At 73.0% G+C, this 20,762-nt stretch carries 16 protein-coding genes and 1 pseudogene; 6 read left to right on the top strand and 11 right to left on the bottom strand.

Features of this window, described 5'->3' with window-relative positions; genetic code table 11:
• Positions 1-260 precede the first annotated feature (260 nt).
• The gene (locus C1J00_RS17380; RefSeq protein ID WP_102909990.1) at positions 261-1,331 is read left to right on the top strand and encodes a LacI family DNA-binding transcriptional regulator; all 1,071 of its coding nucleotides are present in this window, start codon (positions 261-263) and stop codon (positions 1,329-1,331) included.
• 10 nt (positions 1,332-1,341) lie between these two features.
• Here the strand turns inward: C1J00_RS17380 and C1J00_RS17375 are convergent, their stop codons facing one another.
• From C1J00_RS17375 to C1J00_RS17360, 4 genes are all read right to left on the bottom strand, one after another.
• Positions 1,342-3,309 carry a heavy metal translocating P-type ATPase gene (locus C1J00_RS17375; protein ID WP_102909989.1) on the bottom strand — a complete coding sequence of 656 codons (1,968 nt, stop codon included), beginning with the start codon at positions 3,307-3,309 and terminating at the stop codon, positions 1,342-1,344.
• A 108-nt stretch (positions 3,310-3,417) separates the two neighbouring features.
• A complete protein-coding gene (locus C1J00_RS17370; protein WP_102909988.1) occupies positions 3,418-4,857 on the bottom strand; it encodes an NAD-dependent succinate-semialdehyde dehydrogenase in 1,440 nt (479 codons plus the stop codon).
• Positions 4,854-7,721 (bottom strand): FAD-binding and (Fe-S)-binding domain-containing protein, encoded by a 2,868-nt coding sequence (locus C1J00_RS17365; RefSeq protein ID WP_102909987.1) that lies wholly within the window; start codon positions 7,719-7,721, stop codon positions 4,854-4,856. Before C1J00_RS17365 ends, C1J00_RS17370 begins: the two co-directional genes overlap by 4 nt.
• On the bottom strand, positions 7,718-8,986 hold the full coding sequence (locus C1J00_RS17360; protein ID WP_102909986.1) for an aspartate aminotransferase family protein: 1,269 nt from the start codon (positions 8,984-8,986) through the stop codon (positions 7,718-7,720). The genes C1J00_RS17365 and C1J00_RS17360 overlap by 4 nt, the downstream gene beginning before the upstream one ends.
• 212 nt (positions 8,987-9,198) lie before the next feature.
• Between C1J00_RS17360 and C1J00_RS17355 the strand changes: the two genes are divergently transcribed.
• The 4 genes from C1J00_RS17355 (at position 9,199) to C1J00_RS17340 (ending at position 13,299) form a co-directional block, all read left to right on the top strand.
• Positions 9,199-10,842 (top strand): PucR family transcriptional regulator, encoded by a 1,644-nt coding sequence (locus C1J00_RS17355; RefSeq protein WP_102909985.1) that lies wholly within the window; start codon positions 9,199-9,201, stop codon positions 10,840-10,842.
• A 62-nt stretch (positions 10,843-10,904) separates the two neighbouring features.
• Positions 10,905-11,510, top strand: coding sequence for an RNA polymerase sigma factor (locus tag C1J00_RS17350; RefSeq protein WP_102909984.1), 606 nt, complete (start codon positions 10,905-10,907; stop codon positions 11,508-11,510).
• On the top strand, positions 11,507-12,058 hold the full coding sequence (locus C1J00_RS17345) for a hypothetical protein (RefSeq protein WP_102909983.1): 552 nt from the start codon (positions 11,507-11,509) through the stop codon (positions 12,056-12,058). Before C1J00_RS17350 ends, C1J00_RS17345 begins: the two co-directional genes overlap by 4 nt.
• Complete coding sequence (locus C1J00_RS17340) at positions 12,055-13,299, top strand: acyltransferase family protein (RefSeq protein ID WP_245936380.1); 1,245 nt, start codon at positions 12,055-12,057, stop codon at positions 13,297-13,299. Before C1J00_RS17345 ends, C1J00_RS17340 begins: the two co-directional genes overlap by 4 nt.
• On the opposite strand, the gene paaE is transcribed toward C1J00_RS17340, so the two are convergent.
• Genes paaE through paaA form a run of 5 tightly spaced genes read right to left on the bottom strand, consistent with a single transcriptional unit; the run spans position 13,236 to position 16,968 of the window.
• On the bottom strand, positions 13,236-14,345 hold the full coding sequence (gene paaE, locus C1J00_RS17335) for a 1,2-phenylacetyl-CoA epoxidase subunit PaaE (protein ID WP_102909982.1): 1,110 nt from the start codon (positions 14,343-14,345) through the stop codon (positions 13,236-13,238). The two genes, C1J00_RS17340 and paaE, sit on opposite strands and share 64 nt — an antisense overlap.
• The gene (gene paaD / locus C1J00_RS17330) at positions 14,345-14,860 is read right to left on the bottom strand and encodes a 1,2-phenylacetyl-CoA epoxidase subunit PaaD (RefSeq protein ID WP_102909981.1); all 516 of its coding nucleotides are present in this window, start codon (positions 14,858-14,860) and stop codon (positions 14,345-14,347) included. Before paaD ends, paaE begins: the two co-directional genes overlap by 1 nt.
• Positions 14,854-15,681, bottom strand: coding sequence for a 1,2-phenylacetyl-CoA epoxidase subunit PaaC (paaC, locus tag C1J00_RS17325; RefSeq protein ID WP_102909980.1), 828 nt, complete (start codon positions 15,679-15,681; stop codon positions 14,854-14,856). The genes paaD and paaC overlap by 7 nt, the downstream gene beginning before the upstream one ends.
• 10 nt (positions 15,682-15,691) lie before the next feature.
• The gene (gene paaB, locus C1J00_RS17320; RefSeq protein ID WP_031142175.1) at positions 15,692-15,985 is read right to left on the bottom strand and encodes a 1,2-phenylacetyl-CoA epoxidase subunit PaaB; all 294 of its coding nucleotides are present in this window, start codon (positions 15,983-15,985) and stop codon (positions 15,692-15,694) included.
• Complete coding sequence (paaA, locus tag C1J00_RS17315; RefSeq protein WP_102909979.1) at positions 15,982-16,968, bottom strand: 1,2-phenylacetyl-CoA epoxidase subunit PaaA; 987 nt, start codon at positions 16,966-16,968, stop codon at positions 15,982-15,984. Before paaA ends, paaB begins: the two co-directional genes overlap by 4 nt.
• 279 nt (positions 16,969-17,247) lie before the next feature.
• Here paaA and paaK point away from each other — a divergent pair.
• A pseudogene (gene paaK / locus C1J00_RS17305) lies at positions 17,248-18,605 on the top strand (phenylacetate--CoA ligase PaaK).
• 22 nt (positions 18,606-18,627) lie between these two features.
• Here paaK and C1J00_RS17300 read toward each other — a convergent pair.
• Together C1J00_RS17300 and C1J00_RS17295 are read right to left on the bottom strand one after the other, a co-directional pair.
• On the bottom strand, positions 18,628-19,845 hold the full coding sequence (locus C1J00_RS17300; protein ID WP_102909978.1) for a PP2C family protein-serine/threonine phosphatase: 1,218 nt from the start codon (positions 19,843-19,845) through the stop codon (positions 18,628-18,630).
• A gap of 114 nt (positions 19,846-19,959) precedes the next feature.
• Complete coding sequence (locus C1J00_RS17295) at positions 19,960-20,718, bottom strand: IclR family transcriptional regulator (RefSeq protein WP_102909977.1); 759 nt, start codon at positions 20,716-20,718, stop codon at positions 19,960-19,962.
• Positions 20,719-20,762 lie beyond the last annotated feature (44 nt).

Raw genomic sequence — 20,762 nt, 5'->3', positions numbered from 1 at the left:
CCCCCGCTGACCGCCCGCCTGCCGTTCACGGACGCGCCGGGGTGCCCGACCCGATCGAGGTCACCAGCCGCCGGCTCACCAGGGGCGGCCACCCCTGGTTCCCGGTGTCCGGCGAGTTCCACCACTCCCGCTACGCGACGCTGGACGGTCCGGAGCGGCTGAAGACGTCCGGGCGCGTCGTCCGGCCTATGCTGTGCTCCTGCCGGGCGGGTTCAGGACCGCCGCCAGGACCGCCGTACCGACGCCGAGGATCACCCGCCATGACACCGAGCGCCCCCGACGGCCCCGGGCCCAAGGGCCGCAGCAGGCGCAACTTCGCTGGGGCGCGGCCGGTGATGGCCGACGTGGCCCGGATGGCCGGGGTCTCCAAGCAGACCGTCTCACGGGTACTGAACGACCATCCGGCCGTCCGCCGCGAGACACGCGAGGCGGTCCTGGAGGCCATGCGCACGCTCGGCTACCGGCCCAGCCGCAGTGCACGGTCCCTGGCCAGCGGCAGGACCCGGATGCTCGGGGTCATCTCCTTCGACGCCGCCCGCTACGGGCCCGCCTCGATCCTGACCGCGATCAACACGGCGGCCCAGGAGGCCGGTTACCTCGTGAGCTCCATCGCCCTCGACACCGCCGACCACGACACCGTCGTCGAGGCCGTCGACCGGTTGTCGGCCGAGGGCGCGGACGGGGTGATCGCGATCGCGCCGCAGCTGTGGGTGGGACGGGCCCTGGCCGGGACGACCGGTCTGGGTACTCCCCTGGTGGTGCTGGAGAGCGCGCTCGACGAGGAAACTCCCCTGATCACCGGCGACTCACGCACCGGCGCCCGCAAGGCCACCGAGCACCTCCTCGGCCTCGGGCACCCCACCGTGTGGCACATCGCGGGTCCTACCGGCTGGACCTCCGCCGACCACCGGCTGGCGAGCTGGCAGGCGACGCTCCGGGTCGCCGGTGCCGCCGTGCCGGCCCCCCTCGTCGGGGACTGGAGCGCCGGATCCGGCTACGACCTGGGCCGTTCGCTGGCCCGGCGCCCCGACGTGACGGCGGTGTTCGTCTCCAACGACCAGATGGCCCTCGGTGTGCTGCACGCCCTGCACGAGTCCGGGCGGTCCGTTCCCGGGGACGTCAGCGTCGTCGGTTACGACGACATCCCCGAGGCCGCGCATTTCCTGCCCCCGCTGACCACCGTCCGCACCGACTTCGCGGAGATCGGCACCCGTTCGCTGCGGCTCCTCCTCGACCGGATCGACGGCCCGGAAGAGCGTCCCGGCGTCGGCACCCTCGTCCCCGTGGATCTCGTGGTGCGGGCCAGCAGCGGTCCCGCACCGGTGCGCTGAGGGGCGTTCGTCAGCCGTTTCCCTCGGCGGCGGCCCGCTGCCAGGCCCCTTCCCTCAGCAGCCGCAGTCCGTTCAGGCCGACCAGGACCGTGGAGCCCTCGTGGCCCGCGACGCCCAGCGGCAGCGGCAGGTCACCGGCCAGGTCCCAGACGACGAGTCCGGCGATGAACACCCCGGCGATGACGAGGTTCTGCACGACCAGCCCGCGCGCCCGGCGGGACAGGGCGATCGTGGCGGGGACCGCGGCGAGTTCGTCGCGCACGATGACGGCGTCCGCGGTCTCCAGGGCCAGGTCGGACCCGGCCCTGCCCATGGCGATCCCGGTGTGCGCGGCGGCCAGGGCGGGTGCGTCGTTGACGCCGTCCCCGACGACCAGCACCTTGCGACCCGCGCTCTCCATCTCCTGGACGGCGGCCAGTTTGTCCTGCGGCAGCAGCCCGGCGCGCACGTCGTCGATGCCGGCCTCGGCGGCGAGGTGGGCCGCGGCGCGGGGGTTGTCGCCGGTGAGGAGCACCGGGGCGGTGCCGGTGAGTGCGGCGAGGGAGGTGACCGTGGCGGCGGCGTCCGGGCGCAGCCGGTCGGCGATGCCGAGCAGTCCGGCGGGGGTGCCGTCGACGACGACCAGGACGGCGGTCCGGCCGGACTCCTCGAGTTCCGCGACGGCACCGGGGGTGTCGTCGGCCAGCCGCGCGGGTGCGCCCACCGCGACCGTGCGGCCGCCGACGACGGCGGTGACGCCGACGCCGGGCGCGGAGGTGAAGTCCTGCGCTCCCGGCAGGTCGAGGCCGCGCTCGCGGGCCGCTTCCACCACCGCCCGGGCCAGCGGATGCTCACTGGGCCGCTCGGCGGCGGCCGCCAGCGTCAGCAGCGCGTCCTCGTCCAGGCCGGATCCGGGCAGCGGCCGGACGTCCGTGACCCGCGGGCTCCCCTCGGTGAGCGTGCCGGTCTTGTCCAGGGCGACCGCGTCCACCTGGCCGAGCCGCTCCATGACCACGGCCGACTTCACGAGCACGCCGTGCCGTCCGGCGTTGGCGATGGCCGACAGCAGCGGCGGCATGGTGGCCAGCACGACCGCGCAAGGGGAGGCGACGATCATGAAGGTCATGGCGCGCAGCAGTGCGTCGGTGAGCTGCGCGCCGAAGGCGATCGGCACCAGGAAGACGGCGAGGGTCGCGGCCACCATGCCCAGTGAGTAGCGCTGTTCGACCTTCTCGATGAACAGCTGCGTGGGTGCCTTGGTCTCGGAGGCCTCCTGCACCATGCGCACGATCCGGGCGATCACCGAGTCGGAGGCGTCGCGCTCCACCCGGATCCGGAGTGCGCCGGTGCCGTTGAGGGTGCCCGCGAAGACCTCGTCGCCCCGCTCCTTGGGCACGGGCAGCGGCTCGCCGGTGATGGTCGCCTGGTCCACCTCGCTCGCCCCGTCCAGCACCCGGCCGTCGGCGCCGACGCGCTCCCCGGGGCGTACGAGGACGGTGTCGCCGACCGCCAGCTCCTCGACGGATACGGCCTGTTCACCGCCGTCGGGGCTGAGCAGGGTGGCCGTGGCGGGGGCCAGGTCGAGCAGGCCGCGGACGGAGTCCGCGGTGCGGGCCGTGGCCAGGGCCTCCAGCGCGCCCGAGGTGGCGAAGATGACGATGAGCAGGGCGCCGTCCATGACCTGCCCGATCGCGGCCGCGCCGAGGGCGGCCACGACCATCAGCAGGTCGACGTCGAGGGTGCGCTCCTTCAGCGCCTTGAGCCCCTCCCAGCCCGGTTCCCAGCCGCCCGTGACGTACGACAGGGCGTACAGCGGCCCCCAGGCCCAGGCCGGGGCGCCGGTCAGCTGCAAGGGCAGCGCGAGCAGGAAGAGCACGGTGGCCGCGGCGGCCCAGCGTGCCTCGGGGAGCGCGAGGACGCGGGTGCGCCGCCGGGCCACCGCTCCGGGGCGCTCGGGCTTCGTCCGTTCGACCGGCTGCGGCGTGAGGGTGGAGGTCATCAGGGGTCCTTCTGGCGGGGGCGCGTCGGCGCCCCTCACCATACAGGAACACATGAAGACTCATTCATGCCTTCATATGCGTGCCGTGTCACGGCACAGGCCCCGGCGTCAGCGCACGGGCACGGCCACGTACTGGTACTCCAGGAACTCGTCGATCCCCACCCGGCCGCCCTCGCGTCCGAGCCCGGACTGCTTGACCCCGCCGAACGGAGCCGCCGGGTTGGAGACGAGGCCGGTGTTCAGGCCGACCATGCCCACCTCCAGGCCTTCGCTGACGCGCAGCCCACGGTCCAGCCCCTGGGTGAACACGTAACCGACGAGACCCCAGGGCGTGTCGTTGGCGCGGCGCAGGACCTCGTCCTCGTCGTCGAAGGTGAGGATCGCCGCGACGGGACCGAAGATCTCCGTGCCCATCAGGCGGCTCTCGGGAGAGACGTCCGTGAGCACGGTCGGCGGGTAGAAGCAGCCCGGCCCCTCCGGCGTACGGCCGCCGACGAGTACCTGCGCGCCGCGCTCCACCGCGTCGGCGACGAGTTCCTCGACCTTGCCACGTCCGGTCCTGTCGATCAGCGGGCCGACATCGACTCCGTCGCGGGTCCCCGGGCCCACGACGAGTGCGCCCATCCGCTCGGCGAGCCGCCGCCCGAACTCCTCCGCCACCGCCCGGTGGACGAAGAAGCGGTTCGCGGCCGTGCAGGCCTCGCCCATGTTCCGCATCTTGGCGACCATCGCCGCGTCCACCGCCACGTCCAGGTCGGCGTCGTCGAAGACGATGAACGGTGCGTTGCCGCCCAGTTCCATCGACGTCCGCACGACGGCGTCGGCGCACTGGGCGAGCAGCAGCCGTCCGACGCCCGTCGAGCCGGTGAAGGAGAGCTTGCGGATCCGGCCGCCGCGCAACAGCGGCTCGCACACCTCGCCGGCGCGGGAGGTGGTGACGACGTTCAGCACACCGTCCGGCAGGCCCGCCTCCTTGAGGATCCCGGCCAGCGCGAGGCTGGAGAGCGGGGTCTGCGGGGCGGGCTTGAGGATCATGGTGCAGCCGGCGGCGATCGCGGGGCCGATCTTGCGGGTGCCCATGGCCAGCGGGAAGTTCCACGGCGTGACCAGCAGGCAGGGGCCGACCGGGCGGCGGGTGAGCAGCATGCGGTTGCGGCCGTCGGGCAGGGTGCCGCAGCCGCCGTCTATCCGGACGGCCTCCTCGGAGAACCAGCGGAAGAACTCGGCGGCGTACGCCACCTCTCCCCTGGCCTCGGCGAGCGGCTTGCCCATCTCGGACGTCATGAGGTGGGCGAGCTCGTCGGTGCGTTCCAGGATGAGCTCGTGGGCCCGGCGCAGGATCTCGCTGCGCGCCCGGGGTGCCGTACGCGCCCAGTCCTGCTGGGCCTGGACGGCGGCCTCCTCGGCGAGCCGGGCGTCCTTCGGGCCGGCGTCGGCGACGTGGCAGAGGATCTCGCCGGTGGCGGGGTCGTCGACGGGCATGGTGGCACCGTCCGCGGCGTCCGTCCAGGCACCGCCGATGAACAACTGAGTCAGTACCTCGGTCATGTCGTTTCTCCTGGTTGATCGGCGGCGGGGTCGAGGAGTTCGGCGAGGTGCCGGGCACGGATGCCGCGGTCACCGGCGAGGTGGTCGATCTGGGTGGCGCAGCTGAAGCCGTCGGCGACGACGGGTCGTCCGCCGAGTTCATCGAGGCGGGGCTTGAGGGCCAGGTCGGCGACGGCGATGGAGGTGTCGTAGTGCCGGGCCTCGAAGCCGAAGTTGCCGGCCAGGCCGCAGCACCCCTCCGCCTCGTCGACCGCGCGCACGCCCAGGCGGCGCAGCAGGTCGGCGGGGCGGTGCCCCTTGAAGGTGGCGTACTCGTGGCAGTGGGTCTGCAGCACGACGTTCTCGGGCAGGGGCGGCGGGGTCCAGTTCTGGTCGGCCAGGTCGGTGAGCGCCCCGGTGAAGGTCCGCACACGGTCCGCCACCCGCTGCGCGGCCTCCGTCCCGAGGAGTTCCGGCACGTCGCGCCTGAGGGCGGCGGCGCAGCTGGGTTCGGCCACGATGATCGGCCGTTCGTCGCCGTTGTCCAGGGCGGCGACGGTGCGGGCCATGATCCTGCGGGCCGTGGACAGCTGGCCGGTGCTGACCCAGGTCAGTCCGCAGCACAAGCCGTCCTGCGGTGTGCAGGGGATGCCGGCGTCGGCGAGCACGCGGCTCGCCGCTCCCGCGATCTGAGGACGGAAGGCGCGGGTGAAGCTGTCGACGAAGAGGATCGCCTTGGCGGGTCCTGAGGGCTTCGCCGCACGGAGGGTCCTGCGCAGGGCGCGCCGGGAGGTGAAGGCGGGGATCCTGCGCCTGGTCGTCACTCCGCCCAGGCGGGCCAGCAGCTTCCCGACCGGCCCGCGCAGCACGAGGTTGACCGGCCGGGCCACGAACCCGGCCAGCGCCGAGGTCAGGGGCAGCCAGCCCAGCGAGTAGTGGGAGCGGGGCCGCAGGCGGCCCTTGTAGTGCTGGTGGAGGAACTCCGCCTTGTAGGTGGCCATGTCGACGCCGACCGGGCAGTCGCTGGAGCAGGCCTTGCACGACAGGCACAGATCCAGCGCGTCGCGTACTTCGGTCGAGCGCCAGCCGTCGGTGACGGCCTCGCCGCGCACCATCTCCTGGAGCATGCGGGCCCGGCCGCGGGTGGAGTCGTTCTCCTCGCCCGTGGCCCGGTAGCTGGGGCACATCACCCCGCCCGCGTCCGAGCGGCAGCGGCCGACGCCGACACACCGGCGTACCGCGCCGGCGAAGCCGTCCTCGTCGTGCGGGAAGCCGAACGTCGTGTCCAGCAACGGCAGTTCACGCAGCGCGAAGTCGCTGTCGAGGGGGGCCGGGTCGATGATGACACCGGGGTTGAGCAGCCCGTCGGGGTCGAAGACCCTCTTGAACGCGGCGAACGCGGCGATCATGCGGTGGCTGTACATCACCTGGAGCAGCTCGCTGCGGGCCCGTCCGTCACCGTGTTCACCGGACAGGGTGCCGCCGTGCTCGACGACCAGGGCGGCGGCCTCGGTGACGAAGCGGCGCATGACCGTCCGGCCGGTATCGGTGGCCGTGTCGAAATCGATGCGCACATGCACACAGCCGGCGCCGAAGTGCCCGTACAGCACACCGGTCAGCTGGTGCGAGACGAGCAGCTTGCGGAAGTCACGCAGGTAGCCGGCCAGGTCCTCCGGGGCGACGGCCGCGTCCTCCCACCCGGGCCAGGACTCCCCGCCGTCCACCAGCCGCGCCGCGAGCCCGGCCCCGTCCTCACGCACCCGCCACAGCGAGCGGCGCTCCGCCGGGCTCCCCACGACCCGGCCCCCGGTAAGCCGGCCCTGCGCCTTGAGGGCATCCAGCAGCTCGGCGGCCCGCGCGTCGACCACGCTCTGGTCGTCGCCTTCGAGCTCGACGTACAGCCAGGCCCGGCCCTCGGGCAGGCCCGTCACGGAGTCCGCGCCCCGGCGGGCGCGCATGGTGGCGACGATCGCCTCGTCCATGCCCTCCACGGCGCTCGGCGCGAAGCGCAGGATCTCCGGCACGTCTTCGGCAGCCTCGACCACGTCGTCGTAGCCGAGGGTGAGGAGCGTGGATGCCTGTGCGGTCGCCACCAGGCGGACCGTCGCGGCGGTGACGACCGCACAGGTGCCTTCGGTGCCCACCAGGGCGCGGGCCAGGCCGAAGCCGTTCTCCGGCAGCAGATGATGCAGCTGGTAGCCCGAGACCTGACGCGGGATACGCCCCAGCTCGGTGCGGATCGGCGCCAGATTGTCCTCCACCAGGCGCTTGAGATCCGCCTCGAGACGGGCGACGAGCCCGTCGTCCGCCGGGTCGACCGGGTGCAGCCCCGAGTGATCGGCCACGGCCCGCACGCCGTCGGCCGTCACGATCTCCAGCGCCACGACATGGCCGCTGGTACGCCCGTCGCGCACCGACCGGTTGCCGCACGCGTCGTTGCCGATCATCCCGCCCAGCGTGCAGCGGCTGTGCGAGGACGGGTCCGGCCCGAAGTCCAGCCCGTGCAACGCGGTCGCGCCGCGCAGGGCGTCCAGGACCACACCGGCCTCGACCCGGGCGGTACGCGCCTGGGTGTCGATGTCCAGGATCCGGTTCATGTACCGGGAGAAATCCAGGACCGCACCCGGCCCGACGGCGTTGCCCGCCATGCTCGTGCCGCCGCCCCGGGCCGTGACCGGCACACCCGTCTCGCGGCAGGCCCGCAGCACCGCCACCACATCGTCGGCGGTGCGCGGGAAGACCACCGCCCGCGGCGGCACACGGTAGTTGGACGCGTCGTAGGCGTAGGCGCCGGTGGCTCCGGGGCCGGACTCCACCCGCAGACCGGGCGCGAGCTCGGCGAGACGCGCCGTGAGACCCGCCGGGTCGCGGGTGGCGGTGGTCATCGGTCTCCGGCTCCCGACGTGCCGGACTCGACCGCGTTCGCCCAGGCCTGGAGACCCTCGTCGACACCGGCCTCGTCGATCACGAGCGCCGGGATCATGCGGACGACCTGGTTCGAGGCGCCGCACAGCAGCAGGAGCAGGCCCTCGTCGATCGCGGCGCGCTGCACCCGGGCGGCGGTCTCGGGGTCGGGGCTGCCGTCCTCGGTGACGAACTCGGTGGCGAGCATGAGGCCGAGGCCGCGGACGTCGCCGATGCCCGGGGTCCGGTCGGCCACGGCCTCCAGGCCCTGGCGGAGCCGCTTGCCCATGGCCTCGGCGTTCTCGACGAGCTTCTCGTCGCGCACGACGTCGAGCGTCGCGCAGGCGGCGGCGCAGGCGACGGCGTTGGCGCCGTAGGTGCCGCCCTGCGAGCCGGGCCAGGCCTTGGTCATCAGTTCCTGGGAGGCGGCGATGCCGGAGAGGGGGAAGCCGCTGGCCAGGCCCTTGGCGGTGACGAGGATGTCGGGGGTGACGCCGAAGTGGTCGTGGCCCCAGAAGCGTCCGGTGCGGCCGACACCGGTCTGCACCTCGTCGAGGATCAGCAGGAAGCCGTGCCGGTCCGCCCGTTCCCGCAGGCCTTCCAGGAAGGCGCGGTTCGCGGGGACGTAGCCGCCCTCGCCGAGGACCGGCTCGACGATGATCGCTGCGGTGTCGGCGGGCGACGAGATCGTCTGGAGGGTGTAGTCGAGCTCCTTCAGGGCGAAGCGGGTGGCGGTCTCCTCGTCCCAGCCGTACCGGAAGGCCGTCGGGAACGGGGTGACGACCACGCCGCTCATCAGCGGCGAGAACCCGGACCGGAAGCGGGTGCCGGAGGTGGTCATGGAGGCGGCGGCGACCGTACGGCCGTGGAAGCCGCCGTGGCAGACGATGACGTTCGGCCGACCGGTGGCCTGGCGGGCCAGCCGCAGGGCCGACTCGACGGCCTCGCTCCCGGAGTTCGAGAAGAACAGGCTGTCCAGGCCGGCCGGCAGTACCTCGCCGAGTTTGTCGACCAGGCGGCGCAGCGGCTGGTGCATCACGGTCGTGTACTGGCCGTGGATCAGCGTGCCCACCTGCTCCTGCGCCGCCGCCACGACCTTGGGGTGACAGTGCCCGGTGCTGGTGACGCCGATGCCGGCGGTGAAATCGAGGTAGCGGCGGCCGTCCTCACCGTAGAGGTGGACGCCCTCGCCCCGGGCCGCCACGACGGGCGTGGCCTGGCGAAGGTGCGGCGACAGTGCGGTCATGGTGTCTCCCGGCCGTACGACGAGGTCTGGTTGTGTGGCTCAGCTCCGGTGTCCGAGCATCCAAGCCGCCGCGGAACGCGACAACGCGTGATCTGTCCAGCCGGAACGCGTTGTTCGGACGTTGTGTCAACCGCCGGACCTCCCGGGCCCCGGCTGTCCCTCCCGTGGACAGCTCTTGCGCAGGTCAGCCACGCTTGTCAGAGTGACCGGGCATGCAGGGAGGCACCGTGAACGATCACCCCCCGCCGGCCGGTCGTGCCCCGACCCTCTCCGACGTTCTGGCCCTGCCCGTCCTGGCCGCCGGACAGCCCCAGGTCGTCACGGGCCTGACCGAGCTGGACCGGCCGGTGCGCTGGGTGCACATCACCGAGCTGACGGACCCGGCCTCCTTCCTCAAGGGCGGCGAGCTGGTCCTGACCACGGGCATGCCCCTGCCCGAGGACGCCGCGGGTGTACGCCGGTACGTCGACGAACTCACCGAGGTGGGGGCTGCCGCCCTGGTCATCGAACTCGTACGCCGCTACCACCGGCCGCCCGAGACCCTCGTGCAGGCCTGCCGGGCCCGGGGGCTCCCCCTGGTCACCCTCGCCCGGGACGTCAACTTCCTGGAGGTCACGCAGGTCGTGCACGCGCTGATCCTCGGCAACCAGGCCGACGCGATGCAGCGGACCCAGCGGATCCACGAGGCATTCACGGCTCTGACCTTGCGCGGGGCGGGACCGGAGGACGTGGTGCGCGCGGCGGCGGAGATGAGCGGCCGGACCGTCGTGCTGGAGAACCTGGTGCACCAGGCGCTGATCTGCGAGCCCTCGGGGAGCACGGTGGAGCAGGCACTCGGGGGCTGGGAGCAGCGCTCCCGGGCGGCCGGGCCGGGCGACCACACGTGCGTGGGCGGCCCGGAGGGCTGGCTCACCGCGCCAGTCTCCTACCAGGGTGAACGCTGGGGGCGTCTGGCCATGCTGCCCGCCGACGGGCCGGCTTTCGGGCCGGAGCACCTCACCGTCCTGGAGCGGACGGCGATGGCCCTGACCGTGGCCCGGCTCATCCACTCCACGCCGTGGGAGCACACGGCCCACCGCAACGCCCTGCGCGAACTCGCCGAGCAGCGCCACCACTCCGCCGAGGACGTCCGGGCCCGCTGCGCCGCGCTGGGTCTGCCCACGGGGGACGGCGTCTTCCTGGCCGTCCTGGTGGACCTGGGCCCCGGAGGGGCGGGCGCCGAGCCGGAGACCCGACTGCACCGGGAGCTGCGGTCGGCCGGGATCCCGGCCCTGGTCGGCGAACTGTCCCCCCGCCGCCTCGGCGTCCTGCTGGCCCTGCGGCCCGCCCAGCCCTGGCGGCCCGTGGCCGAACGCCTCAGCCGCACCGCACTGGCGCTGGCGCCGGAGGCGATCGTCGGCGTCGGCTCGGAGGTGGCGGATCTCGCCGAGAGCGCACGCTCGTTCCGGGAGGCGGCCCGGGTCATAGAGGCCACCCCGCCCGGCCAGCCCCTCCCCGCGGACCGTTCCTTCCACGAGCTGCCGGACATCGGCCTGCGCCGGCTGCTGTACGCGCTGCGCGAGGACACCCGGATCCAGGACTACACGGAACGCCGGCTGGGCCGGCTCATCGACCACGACACCCGGCACGGCACCGACCTGCTGGCGACCCTGGGCCACTACCTCGACGCCGCCGGCAACAAGACGACGGCGGCCCGCCGCGGCGGCCTGTCCAGGGAAACCCTGTACCAGCGTCTGCGCACCGTCGAACGCCTCCTCGACACCGACCTCGAATCCGGCGACCGCCGCACCGAACTCCACGTGGCGCTCACGGCGTTGCGGGTGATGCGCGCCGACCGGGGAGCGCATCCCCTGTAACGCTTCGCGCGTGCCGTTCCAAGAACAAGTGACAGGCACCTGTCGACGAGAAGGGGACATCGGTGGACGACGCGGAACGGTTACGGAGTGGGCCCGCTGCGGCGGTCGGCGACCCGCGGCTCTTCGAGGAGTTCTACCGGCGTCACGTCGACGCGGTGCTGCGCTTCGTGGCCCGCCGGGTGGACGACCCGCACACGGCGGCCGACCTGACGGCCGAGATCTTCCTCGCCGTCCTCGACTCGGCCCCCACCTACCGGCCGCACCTCGGCAGCGAGACGGCCTGGCTGTACGGCATCGCCCGCAACGTCGTGTCGTCGGAGCGCCGCCGGGTCGCCCGGGAGACCGAACGCGACCGGCGCATCTCCGGGCGGCGGTTGCTGGAGTCCGACGACATCGCCCGCATCGAGGACAAACTCGACGCCGAGAGCCCCGGGCGGCGTGTCCTGGCCGCGCTGTCGCGGCTGCCCGAGGGCGAGCGGGCCGTCATGGAACTGGTCGCGGTCGACCAGCTCACGGTCACCGAGGCCGCGGCCGCACTGGGCATCCGCCAGGTCACGGCCCGGGTCCGGCTGCACCGGGCGCGCAAGGCGCTGCGCGAGGAGACGGAGTGCCGGACCGCTCAGGCGGCGGAGACACCGCTGGTGTACGTGGCGAGGGGGGAAGCATGAGCACGAGGACGAGGTTCGAGGACCGGCTGCTCGGTGAACTGAAGAAGGAGATCGAGCTGCGCGAGGCCGGGTCCGGAGCGGACACGGGCACGGGCACTGGCGCTGGCGCTGGCACGGCGACGGCTTCCGTGCGCCGCCGGTTCGGCCCGCGCCGGATCGCCGTGGTCGCTGCCTGCGCCGCGGCGTGGGCCGCCACGGTGGTGGTGCCCGGCTCGCCCGCCGACTCCGGTGCGTGGGCGGCGGAGCGCCACGACGACGGCAGTGTCGAACTCACCGTCAGCAAGCAGGGCTTCGGCATCGACGACCAGCTGGAACTCGCGGAACGCGTGCGCCCGTGGGGCATCCGGGTGGATGTGGTCGCCCCCGGGGAGGCGTGCAGCTCGTGGGACATCCCCCGGGTCATGGTCCTCACCGCCGAGGGCGACCCCGTCCGCGCCTGGCCCGTCACCCTGCGGCGCGGCAGCAAGCTGGTGATCGAGAACTCCTGGGGCGAGCCGGTGACCCGGGACGAGATCGAGCACTACCGCGTAAAGCCCTGTGACCGGTGAGCGCGCGGCTGGGCTGGCTCGACGCGCTGCGCGGCCTCGCCGCACTCGTCGTGGTGTTCGACCACTCGTCACACACCTTCATGCCGGACCTCCGGGGGGAGTTGATGCCGCAGTTCAACACCAGCCGCTACGGCATCATGGTGTTCTTCCTGGTCAGCGGCTACATCATCCCGGCGTCGCTGGAACGCCGGGGTTGCGTGCGGGCGTTCTGGATCGGACGGGTCTTCCGGGTGTACCCGCTGTGGGCGGTCGTCGTCGCCGCGCTGCTCACGGTCGACCTCCTGGGGCTCGCGGGGCTGCGGGACTTCGGCCGGCAGGATGCGGTCACCGTGGCCCTCGCCCACGCCGGCATGCTCCAGGAACTGCTGGGGACACCCAATGTCCTCCTCGTCCTCTGGACGCTCTCGTACGAGATGTGCTTCTACCTGCTGGTCGTCGCCCTCTTCACGGTCCGGCTGCACCACCGGTCCGCGGCGGTGGCGGGGGTCCTGGCCGTGCTCGCCGTGGTGAGCGCGGCGGTGGGGGCGGTGCTGCCGGTGTCCGCGCTGTCCGGCCTGGTCGGCACCGGCCCGCTCATCGCGTTCTCGTCGATCGCCATGGGTGTTGCCCTGTGCGGTGCGAGCTCCGCCTCACCGGCGCTGCGGGTGTTCGGGGGTGTGCTGGGCGGAGTGCTGGCGCTCGTGCTGGTCCCGTTCAACGGCACGGTCCCGGTGTGGGAGGGCCTGGTGATCCTCGCCGTCATGTTCCTCGGTACAGCGGTCCACCGGGCCGAGCGCGGGCAGAGCACCTGGCCCCGCGCGGCGGGCACGGCAGCCCTGGTGATCGCCTGCGCCGTGGGAAGCGCCTACCGGTACGGCGACGGCCACCACTTCACACGGCGCGGCTGGATCGTGGCGTTCCTGCTGGCGGTACTGACCTTCGCCGCCGGGCTGGCCTGGCGGCGGCGGAGCGTTCCGGTGCCGCTGACCGGCCTGGGAGCGATCAGCTACTCGGTCTACCTGGTGCATCCGGTGCTGCTGGCGGTGATCGACGGCACCGTGGGACGCCGGCGCGACGACCACGCCGTCCTCGAAGTGGCCTTCTTCGCCGTTCTGTTGCCGCTGTGCGTCCTGACCCACCGCTGGGTCGAGGCCCCGGGCCAGGCCTGGGGGCGCAGGCTGGCCCGCCGGTGGGGGGATCAGGTGTCGAAGTCCACCGTCAACGCCTCGGACACCGGGAACGTCTGGCACGTGAGGACGTAGCCGGTGTCGACCTCGGACGGTTCGAGGGCGAAGTTCCGGCGCATGTCGGCCTTGCCGTCGGTGACCTGGGCGCGGCAGGTGCCGCAGACTCCGCCCTTGCAGGCGAAGGGAAGGTCGGGGCGGGTCTGCTGGGCGCCTTCGAGGAGGCTGCGGTCGCGGGGCAGGGGCGCCGTGGTGGAGCGGCCGTCGAGGGTGACGGTGACCTGGCTGACCGGGCCGGAGGGGCCGGTCTCGGCGTGCTGGACCTCGCGGACGGGCTCGTCGTCGGCGTAGAAGAGCTCCTGGTGGACGCGGTCGTCGGGGACGCCGAGGCCGGTCAGGACCTGGTGGGCGGCGCGGACCATGCCGTGCGGGCCGCACAGCCACCAGTGGTCGGCGGACTCCACGTCGACCAGGGCGTCTACGAGCGCGGAGAGCCGCTCGGCGTCGAGGCGGCCGGAGAGCACCTCGGCCTCGCGGGGCTCGCGGGACAGGACGTGGGCGAGCTGGAACCGCGTCGGGTAGAGGTCCTTCAGGTCGGCGAGCTCGTCGGCGAACATCACCGTGCCGGTGCGGCGGTTGCCGTAGAGGAGGGTGACGCGCGAACGGGGGTCGGCGGCCAGGACGGACTCGGCGATGGAGACCATGGGCGTGATGCCGGAGCCCGCGGCGATCAGGACGTGGTGGCCGTGGGTGGTGAGGTCGGGTGTGAAGGCACCGGTGGGTGCCATCACCTCGACGGTGTCGCCGGGACGCACGTCGTGCACCAGCCAGGAGGAGAACAGGCCGCCCGGCACCACCCGGACGCCGATGCGCGGCGCGGTGCCGACGGGGGCGCAGATGGAGTACGAGCGGCGCTCGTCCCGACCGTCGATGTCGCGCCGCAGGGTGAGTGACTGGCCGGGCGCGAAGGTGAACTCCTCGGCCAGCTCGGCCGGGATGTCGAAGCCCACGGCTGCCGCGTCCTCACACAGCGGCTGCACGGCGGCGACCCGCAGGGGGTGGAAGACCGGACGTCGGCGGGGGCGTGTCACCGGGGCGGGGGCCGGCTCCATCAGGTCCTCCATCAGATCTCCTTGACGTACTCGAACGGCTCGCGGCAGGCGAGGCAGCGCCACAGGGACTTGCAGGACGTGGCGCCGAAGCGGGAGGTCTCCTCGGTGTCGGGGTGACCGCAGCGGGGACAGGGCACGGAGCGGCGGGCCGGTGACAGCACGAGCGGGACCGGTCCGGTGGCGCGCGCGGGCGCGGTGCCGGGCGGGGCGATGCCGTGCTCGGCGAGCTTGCGCCGGCCGGCCGCCGTGATCCAGTCGCTGCTCCAGGGCGGGTCGAGGACCGTGCGGATCTCCACGCGCGCGTACCCGCCGTCCCGCAGCCGGGCCGCCACGCCGGCACGCATCTCCGCCATCGCCGGACATCCCGAGTAGGTCGGGGTCAGGCTCGCGATCACCGTGCCGTCCGGTGCCAGTGACACCTCGCGCAGCACTCCGAGGTCGGCCAGGGTGAGCATGGGCAGTTCGGGGTCGGGCACCTGCTCGGCGATGTGCCGGGCCCGCCGCGCGTCCAGGAGTGCCGTCACCATGTCGCCCCCGGGTGGGCGCGGGCCACGCCCTGCAACTCGGCCAGCAGCGGTGCGAGGTGCTCGGTGTGCTCCCCGGTGCGACCGGAGCCGGGCAGCGGGCGGTAGACGGGCATGGGCAGCCCGGCCGCCTCCGTGACCTGGCGGAGGACCGCGACGACCTCGTCGCGCACGTCGTACGCCGTGAACAGCTCGCCCAGGTAGGGCGCCACCTGCTCCTGCGCCCTGCGCATCCGGCGGTGCGACTCCTCGGTGCCGTCGCCCAGGCGCACCGCCCACTCGGCGGCGTACTGGCGGTGGTACGCCAGCTCCTTCACGCCCTTGGCGGCGATCGCCGCGAGCACCGGGTCGCCGTGTGCGGTGAGCCGCTCGAAGTGCGCGAGGCGCCAGGTGGCGAACACCAGCAGCCGCACGACGGAGAACGCGAAGTCCCCGTTGGGGAGTTCGGCCAGGCGTACGTTGCGGAAGTCGCCGGCGTCGCGGAAGTAGGCGTAGGCGTCCTCGGCACGGCCGGTGCCGTCGGCCTGGCCCGCGCGGGAGTACAGCAGGCGGGCCTGGCCGAGCAGGTCGAGCCCGATGTTGGCCAGCGCCACCTCCTCCTCCAGCTCGGGGGCGCGGGTGGTCCACTCGGCGAGCCTCTGGGCGCAGACAAGGGCGTCGTCGCCCAGGGTGACGCAGAGATCCGCCAGCCCGGCGGCCTCGACACCCTCGGGCACGGTGGTGTCCACGCCGTGCAGGGGGTCCTCGAAACCCGTTCCGTAGGCCCAGCGGGTGTCGTCCTCGTGGCCCTCGGCGAGGGTCATGTAGACGTGGTCGTCGCTCATGCCCTGTCCTTCAGATGTGGGGGACGTCGTCGGGGATGTCGTAGAAGGTCGGGTGCCGGTAGACCTTGTCGGCGCTGGGCTCGAAGAAGGGGTCCTTCTCGTCGCGGGTGGAGGCGGCGATGTGCTCGGAGCGCACGACCCAGATGGAGACGCCCTCGTTGCGCCGGGTGTAGAGGTCGCGGGCGTGGGTGAGCGCCATGCGGTCGTCGGCGGCGTGCAGCGAGCCCACGTGGACGTGGTTCAGTCCGCGCTTGCCCCGCACGAACACCTCGTACAGCGGCCAGTCCTGCTTGTCGGCGGTCATGCCACCGCTCCCTTCCGCTCGCGGGCGGCCTGCTTGGCGGCGTGGGCGGTGGCCGCCTCGCGCACCCAGGAGCCCTCCTCGTGGGCCGTGCGGCGGCGTTCCATCCGCTGGTCGTTGCACGGACCGTCGCCCTTGATGACCCGCATCAGCTCGTCCCAGTCGGGCGTGCCGAAGTCGTGGTGGCCCCGCTCCTCGTTCCAGCGCAGCTCCGGGTCCGGGAGCGTCACGCCGAGCTTCTCGGCCTGCGGGACGGTCATGTCGACGAACCGCCGGCGCAGTTCGTCGTTGCTGTGCCGCTTGATCTTCCAGGCCATGGACTGCGCGGAGTTGGGTGAGGCGTCGTCGGGCGGGCCGAACATCATCAGCGACGGCCACCACCAGCGGTTCACGGCGTCCTGCACCATCTCGCGCTGCTCCTCGGTGCCGCGCATCATCGTCATCAGCAGCTCGTAGCCCTGCCGCTGGTGGAACGACTCCTCCTTGCAGATCCGCACCATGGCGCGCGCGTACGGCCCGTACGAGGAGCGGCACAGCGGCACCTGGTTGCAGATGGCGGCGCCGTCCACGAACCAGCCGATCACTCCGACGTCCGCGAAGCTCAGCGTCGGGTAGTTGAAGATCGACGAGTACTTCTGACGGCCCTCGATCAGCCGCCCGGTCAGATCGGCGCGGTCGGCGCCCAGCGTCTCCGCCGCCGAGTACAGGTAGAGCCCGTGTCCGGCCTCGTCCTGGACCTTGGCGAACAGAATGGCCTTGCGGCGCAGCGACGGGGCGCGGGTGATCCACTCGCCCTCCGGCTGCATGCCGATGATCTCCGAGTGCGCGTGCTGCGCGATCTGCCGGATCAGTGTCTTCCGGTAGCCCTCCGGCATCCAGTCGCGCGGCTCGATCCGCTGGTCCCGCGCGATCGTCGCGTCGAAGTGCTGCTGGAGAACCGGCTCGGCGCCGTCCGTCCCGGCAGGGCTGGAGCGTGTCGTATCCATCCGTCCCCCTTCCCAACCGACCATTCGTTCGGTCCATGGTAGGACAAGCCGGCGCGCCTTGGTAAGACCCTGAGCCTTGACAGTCACCGGGGCGGCTGGATTACTTGGCAGCGCCTAACCGAATGGTCGGTCGGGCATACCTTCGTGGCCCCGGCCAGGAGCGCGTGCGCCACGGCCGACGCGGCGTCCGTGACGTGAGCGTACGGCTGGTGACGAGGTGATCGCGGAGTTCCGGGGCCGCAGCCGCGGCATCGGGAGCACGAGGCCGGAGGAGTCGGCATGACCAGGGAAGCGCAGACCACGACGGACCCCGCGGTCACGGCCGGCCGGCGGCGCGGCGAGCCCCTCCCCCACGACCTGCTCGACGACGGGGAGCGCCTGACGCGCGAGCAACTGCGCGAGGTCCAGCTGGACCGTCTGCGCCGGAGCCTGCGGCACGCCTACGACAACGTGGAGGCGTACCGGAGGAAGTTCGACGCGGCCGGGGTCCGCCCCGACGACTGCCGCTCGCTGGAGGACCTGGCCCGCTTCCCCTTCACCACGAAGGCCGACCTGAGGGACACCTACCCGTTCGGGATGTTCGCCGTCCCCATGGACCGGGTGCGGCGCCTGCACGCCTCCAGTGGGACCACCGGCCGTCCCACGGTGGTCGGCTACACGGAGAACGACCTGTCGATGTGGGCGGACCTCGTCGCCCGCTCGATCCGCGCCGCCGGCGGGCGCCCGGGTCACAAGGTGCACATCTCCTACGGGTACGGGCTCTTCACCGGCGGACTCGGCGCGCACTACGGCGCGGAGCGCGCCGGCTGTCTGGTGATCCCGGCCTCCGGGGGCATGACCGCGCGCCAGGTGCAGCTCATCGAGGACTTCCGGCCCGAGATCATCATGGTCACCCCGTCCTACATGCTCACCCTGCTCGACGAGTTCGAGCGTCAGGGCATCGACCCGCGCGGCAGCAGCCTGCGCGTGGGCGTCTTCGGTGCCGAGCCGTGGACGGAGGAGATGCGCCGCGAGATCGAGGAGCGGACGGACATCCACGCCGTCGACATATACGGCCTGTCCGAGGTGATCGGTCCCGGTGTGGCCCAGGAGTGCGTGGAGACCAAGGACGGGCTGCACGTGTGGGAGGACCACTTCTACCCCGAGGTCGTCGACCCGGTCACGGGTGAGGTGCTGCCCGAGGGCGAGGAGGGCGAGCTGGTCTTCACGTCCCTGACCAAGGAGGCCCTGCCGGTCGTCCGCTACCGCACCCGCGATCTGACCCGGCTGCTCCCGGGCACGGCCCGGCCCGGCTTCCGCCGCATCCGGAAGATCACCGGCCGCTGCGACGACATGATCACCCTGCGCGGGGTGAACGTCTTCCCCAGCCAGATCGAGGAGATCGTGCTGCGCACGCCCGGCGTCGCCCCGCACTTCCAGATCCAGCTGACCCGGCGCGGCCGCTGGACCACATGACGGTCCGGGTCGAGACCCGTCCCGGCACCGGCCCCGAGCAGCGCGAAGCCGCGGCCGGGGCGATCGCGCAGGCCGTCAAGGACGGCATCGGCATCACCGCCGACGTGACGGTCGTCGAGCCGGAGACCCTGGAACGCTCCGTGGGCAAGATCCGCCGGGTGAAGGACCTGCGCGAGGCGTGAGCCGCCGCGGCCGCGGCGGCCCTCAGGAGCAGCACCCGGCCTCGGACGCCCCGGTGACGGCGATGGGGCCGGGGTGGTCCGCCCCGGGAGCCGCCGCCCGGCCGGCGACCGGTTTGCGGATCAGGAGCAGCGCCGCGTCGTCGTGCAGCCGGCCTCCCACATGGGCCAGGAGTTCGTCGTGCAGGGCGTCGAGGGTACGCGCCGGCTCGTGGGACACGTGGCGCTCCAGCCCTTTGGCGAGCGGGTAGAAGGCCCGTCCGCCGTCGCGGGCCTCGGTGACCCCGTCGGTGTAGAGCAGCAGTTGGTCGCCGTCGGCGAAGGGCAGGGTCCGGAGCCCGGGCGGGTGGCCCGTGAGCGCGCGCAGACCGAGCGGCGGGGCCGGGTGCGGGGGCTCCACGGCGCTGATGCTCCCTGAGGCGCGGACCAGCAGCGGGGGCGCGTGCCCGCAGTTCACCACCTCCAGGTGCCCGGCCCGCGGGTACCCGGCGACCACGGCGGTGACGAAGTCGTCGTGGCCGAGATTGCGGGCGAGGCTCCGCTCGATGCGCTCGACCACGGCCAGGAGATCGGGCTCGTCGTGGGCGGCTTCCCGGAACACACCGAGCACCAGCGCCGCGGTTCCCACGGCCGGGAGCCCCTTGCCGCGTACGTCGCCGACGATCAGCCGGACCCCGTGCGGGGTGGGTATCAGTGCGTACAGGTCCCCGCCGATCCGGGCCTCGGCCGCCGCCGCGCTGTAGCGGACGGCCGCCTGGAACGGCCCGACCGTCGCCGGCACGGGTTTGAGCAGTGCGTGCTGGGCGGTCTCCGCGACCGAGCGGACGGCGGCGAGCACGCGTTCGCGCCGCCCGCGCAGGACGCTGGCCAGGCCGCTCGCGAGGGTGACCGTCACCAGGGCGGCCAGTACGGCGGTCAGCTCCCGGCCCGGCACACCGTCCCGGGTCCCGAGCAGGGCGCCGAGCAGTGCGGTGAGGAGGCCGACCCAGAAGACGCCGCGCGGCCCGTTGGTCGTCGCCGCCAGAGCGGGACCGGCCACGAGCAGGGGCAGCCAGATCATTCCTGCACCGTCGGCGAGTCCGGAGAGCACGACGACGCAGACGACCAGCGCGGGCAGGAGGGGAGTGCCGGCGGCCAGCTGCGCGAGCACGCGTCTGCGGGCCGACGTCCTGGCCCCGGCCACTCGGACGCCGGACGGCCGTGCGGGCCGGTGACCGTCACCAAGGTCTCGCGCATGGCTCATGTCGCTATCGATGTCCTCACCTGTGAGCGGGGCGCGAGGCTCGGGACGCACCCACGAAATGTCCGTTTCATCCAGAGAACGGGATGAGCCGGGGCGCGGGCAAGAAGAGGGTTTTCAGATAGTGAGCGACAGGCCCCGCGTCACGCGGCTCGCGGCCGGGAGCAGCCGTTCGCGGATCTCCGGCAGCCGGGAGAGCCGGTTCGACGGCAGCGAGACACCGAGGGAGCCTATGGTGTCCCCGCTGTAGACCGGGACGGCGACGCAGACCGTGCCGAGGGAGTACTCCTCCACGTCCGTGACGGCCGGGGCCAGGGGCGGGGTCTCCAGTCGCCGGAGCAGTTCCGGGAGGCTGGTGATGGTCCGCGGGGTGAGGTCGGCGAGGTGGTGGCGGGAGAGGTAGTCCCGGCGGGCCTCCTCGTCCAGCTCACTCAGGACGGACTTGCCCAGCGCGGTGGCGTGCCCCGCGTCCTCGAATCCCACCCAGAGATCGACGCGCGGGGTGCCGGGGCCGTCGACGATCTCCGCGACCCGGATCTCGCCCTCCTCGTAGAAGGTGAGGTAGGCGGCGGTCGCGAGTTCGTCCCGCAGGGCGGCGAGGGCGGGCCGGACGCGGCTGAGCAGCGCCTGCGCGCGCCCTGTGGACCGCAGGGTCTGGAGTTTGTCGCCGAGGATGAAGCCGCCGTCGTCCAGCTTGCGCACGTACCCGTCGTGCACCAGGGTCCGCAGCAGGTGATAGGCCGTGGCCAGGGGCAGACCGGTCTCGCGCGCCAGCTGCTTGGCCGGCGCGCCGTTCTCGTGCGCGCTCACAGCCTCCAGCAGCCGCATGGCCCGCTGGACGGAGTTGATGAGCGTTGGGCCGTCTTGCCCACCCATACGAACAGCGTGCGCCAGGCGTACGGCCCGGGCAAGGGGAGAAG

This window comes from Streptomyces cahuitamycinicus (genome assembly GCF_002891435.1).
Lineage (GTDB): Bacteria > Actinomycetota > Actinomycetes > Streptomycetales > Streptomycetaceae > Streptomyces > Streptomyces cahuitamycinicus.
Note: the sequence above shows the minus strand (reverse complement) of the source record. Positions and strands in the feature narration are given on the sequence as shown.

Excerpts from the sequence above, each read along its gene's own strand:
- C1J00_RS17380 (WP_102909990.1), top strand. The coding sequence starts at position 261 with ATGACACCGAGCGCCCCCGACGGCCCCGGGCCCAAGGGCCGCAGCAGG.
- C1J00_RS17375 (WP_102909989.1), bottom strand. The coding sequence starts at position 3,309 with ATGACCTCCACCCTCACGCCGCAGCCGGTCGAACGGACGAAGCCCGAG.
- C1J00_RS17370 (WP_102909988.1), bottom strand. The coding sequence starts at position 4,857 with ATGACCGAGGTACTGACTCAGTTGTTCATCGGCGGTGCCTGGACGGAC.
- C1J00_RS17365 (WP_102909987.1), bottom strand. The coding sequence starts at position 7,721 with ATGACCACCGCCACCCGCGACCCGGCGGGTCTCACGGCGCGTCTCGCC.
- C1J00_RS17360 (WP_102909986.1), bottom strand. The coding sequence starts at position 8,986 with ATGACCGCACTGTCGCCGCACCTTCGCCAGGCCACGCCCGTCGTGGCG.
- C1J00_RS17355 (WP_102909985.1), top strand. The coding sequence starts at position 9,199 with ATGCAGGGAGGCACCGTGAACGATCACCCCCCGCCGGCCGGTCGTGCC.
- C1J00_RS17345 (WP_102909983.1), top strand. The coding sequence starts at position 11,507 with ATGAGCACGAGGACGAGGTTCGAGGACCGGCTGCTCGGTGAACTGAAG.
- paaE (WP_102909982.1), bottom strand. The coding sequence starts at position 14,345 with ATGGAGGACCTGATGGAGCCGGCCCCCGCCCCGGTGACACGCCCCCGC.
- paaD (WP_102909981.1), bottom strand. The coding sequence starts at position 14,860 with ATGGTGACGGCACTCCTGGACGCGCGGCGGGCCCGGCACATCGCCGAG.
- paaC (WP_102909980.1), bottom strand. The coding sequence starts at position 15,681 with ATGAGCGACGACCACGTCTACATGACCCTCGCCGAGGGCCACGAGGAC.
- paaB (WP_031142175.1), bottom strand. The coding sequence starts at position 15,985 with ATGACCGCCGACAAGCAGGACTGGCCGCTGTACGAGGTGTTCGTGCGG.
- paaA (WP_102909979.1), bottom strand. The coding sequence starts at position 16,968 with ATGGATACGACACGCTCCAGCCCTGCCGGGACGGACGGCGCCGAGCCG.
- C1J00_RS17300 (WP_102909978.1), bottom strand. The coding sequence starts at position 19,845 with ATGAGCCATGCGCGAGACCTTGGTGACGGTCACCGGCCCGCACGGCCG.
- C1J00_RS17295 (WP_102909977.1), bottom strand. The coding sequence starts at position 20,718 with ATGGGTGGGCAAGACGGCCCAACGCTCATCAACTCCGTCCAGCGGGCC.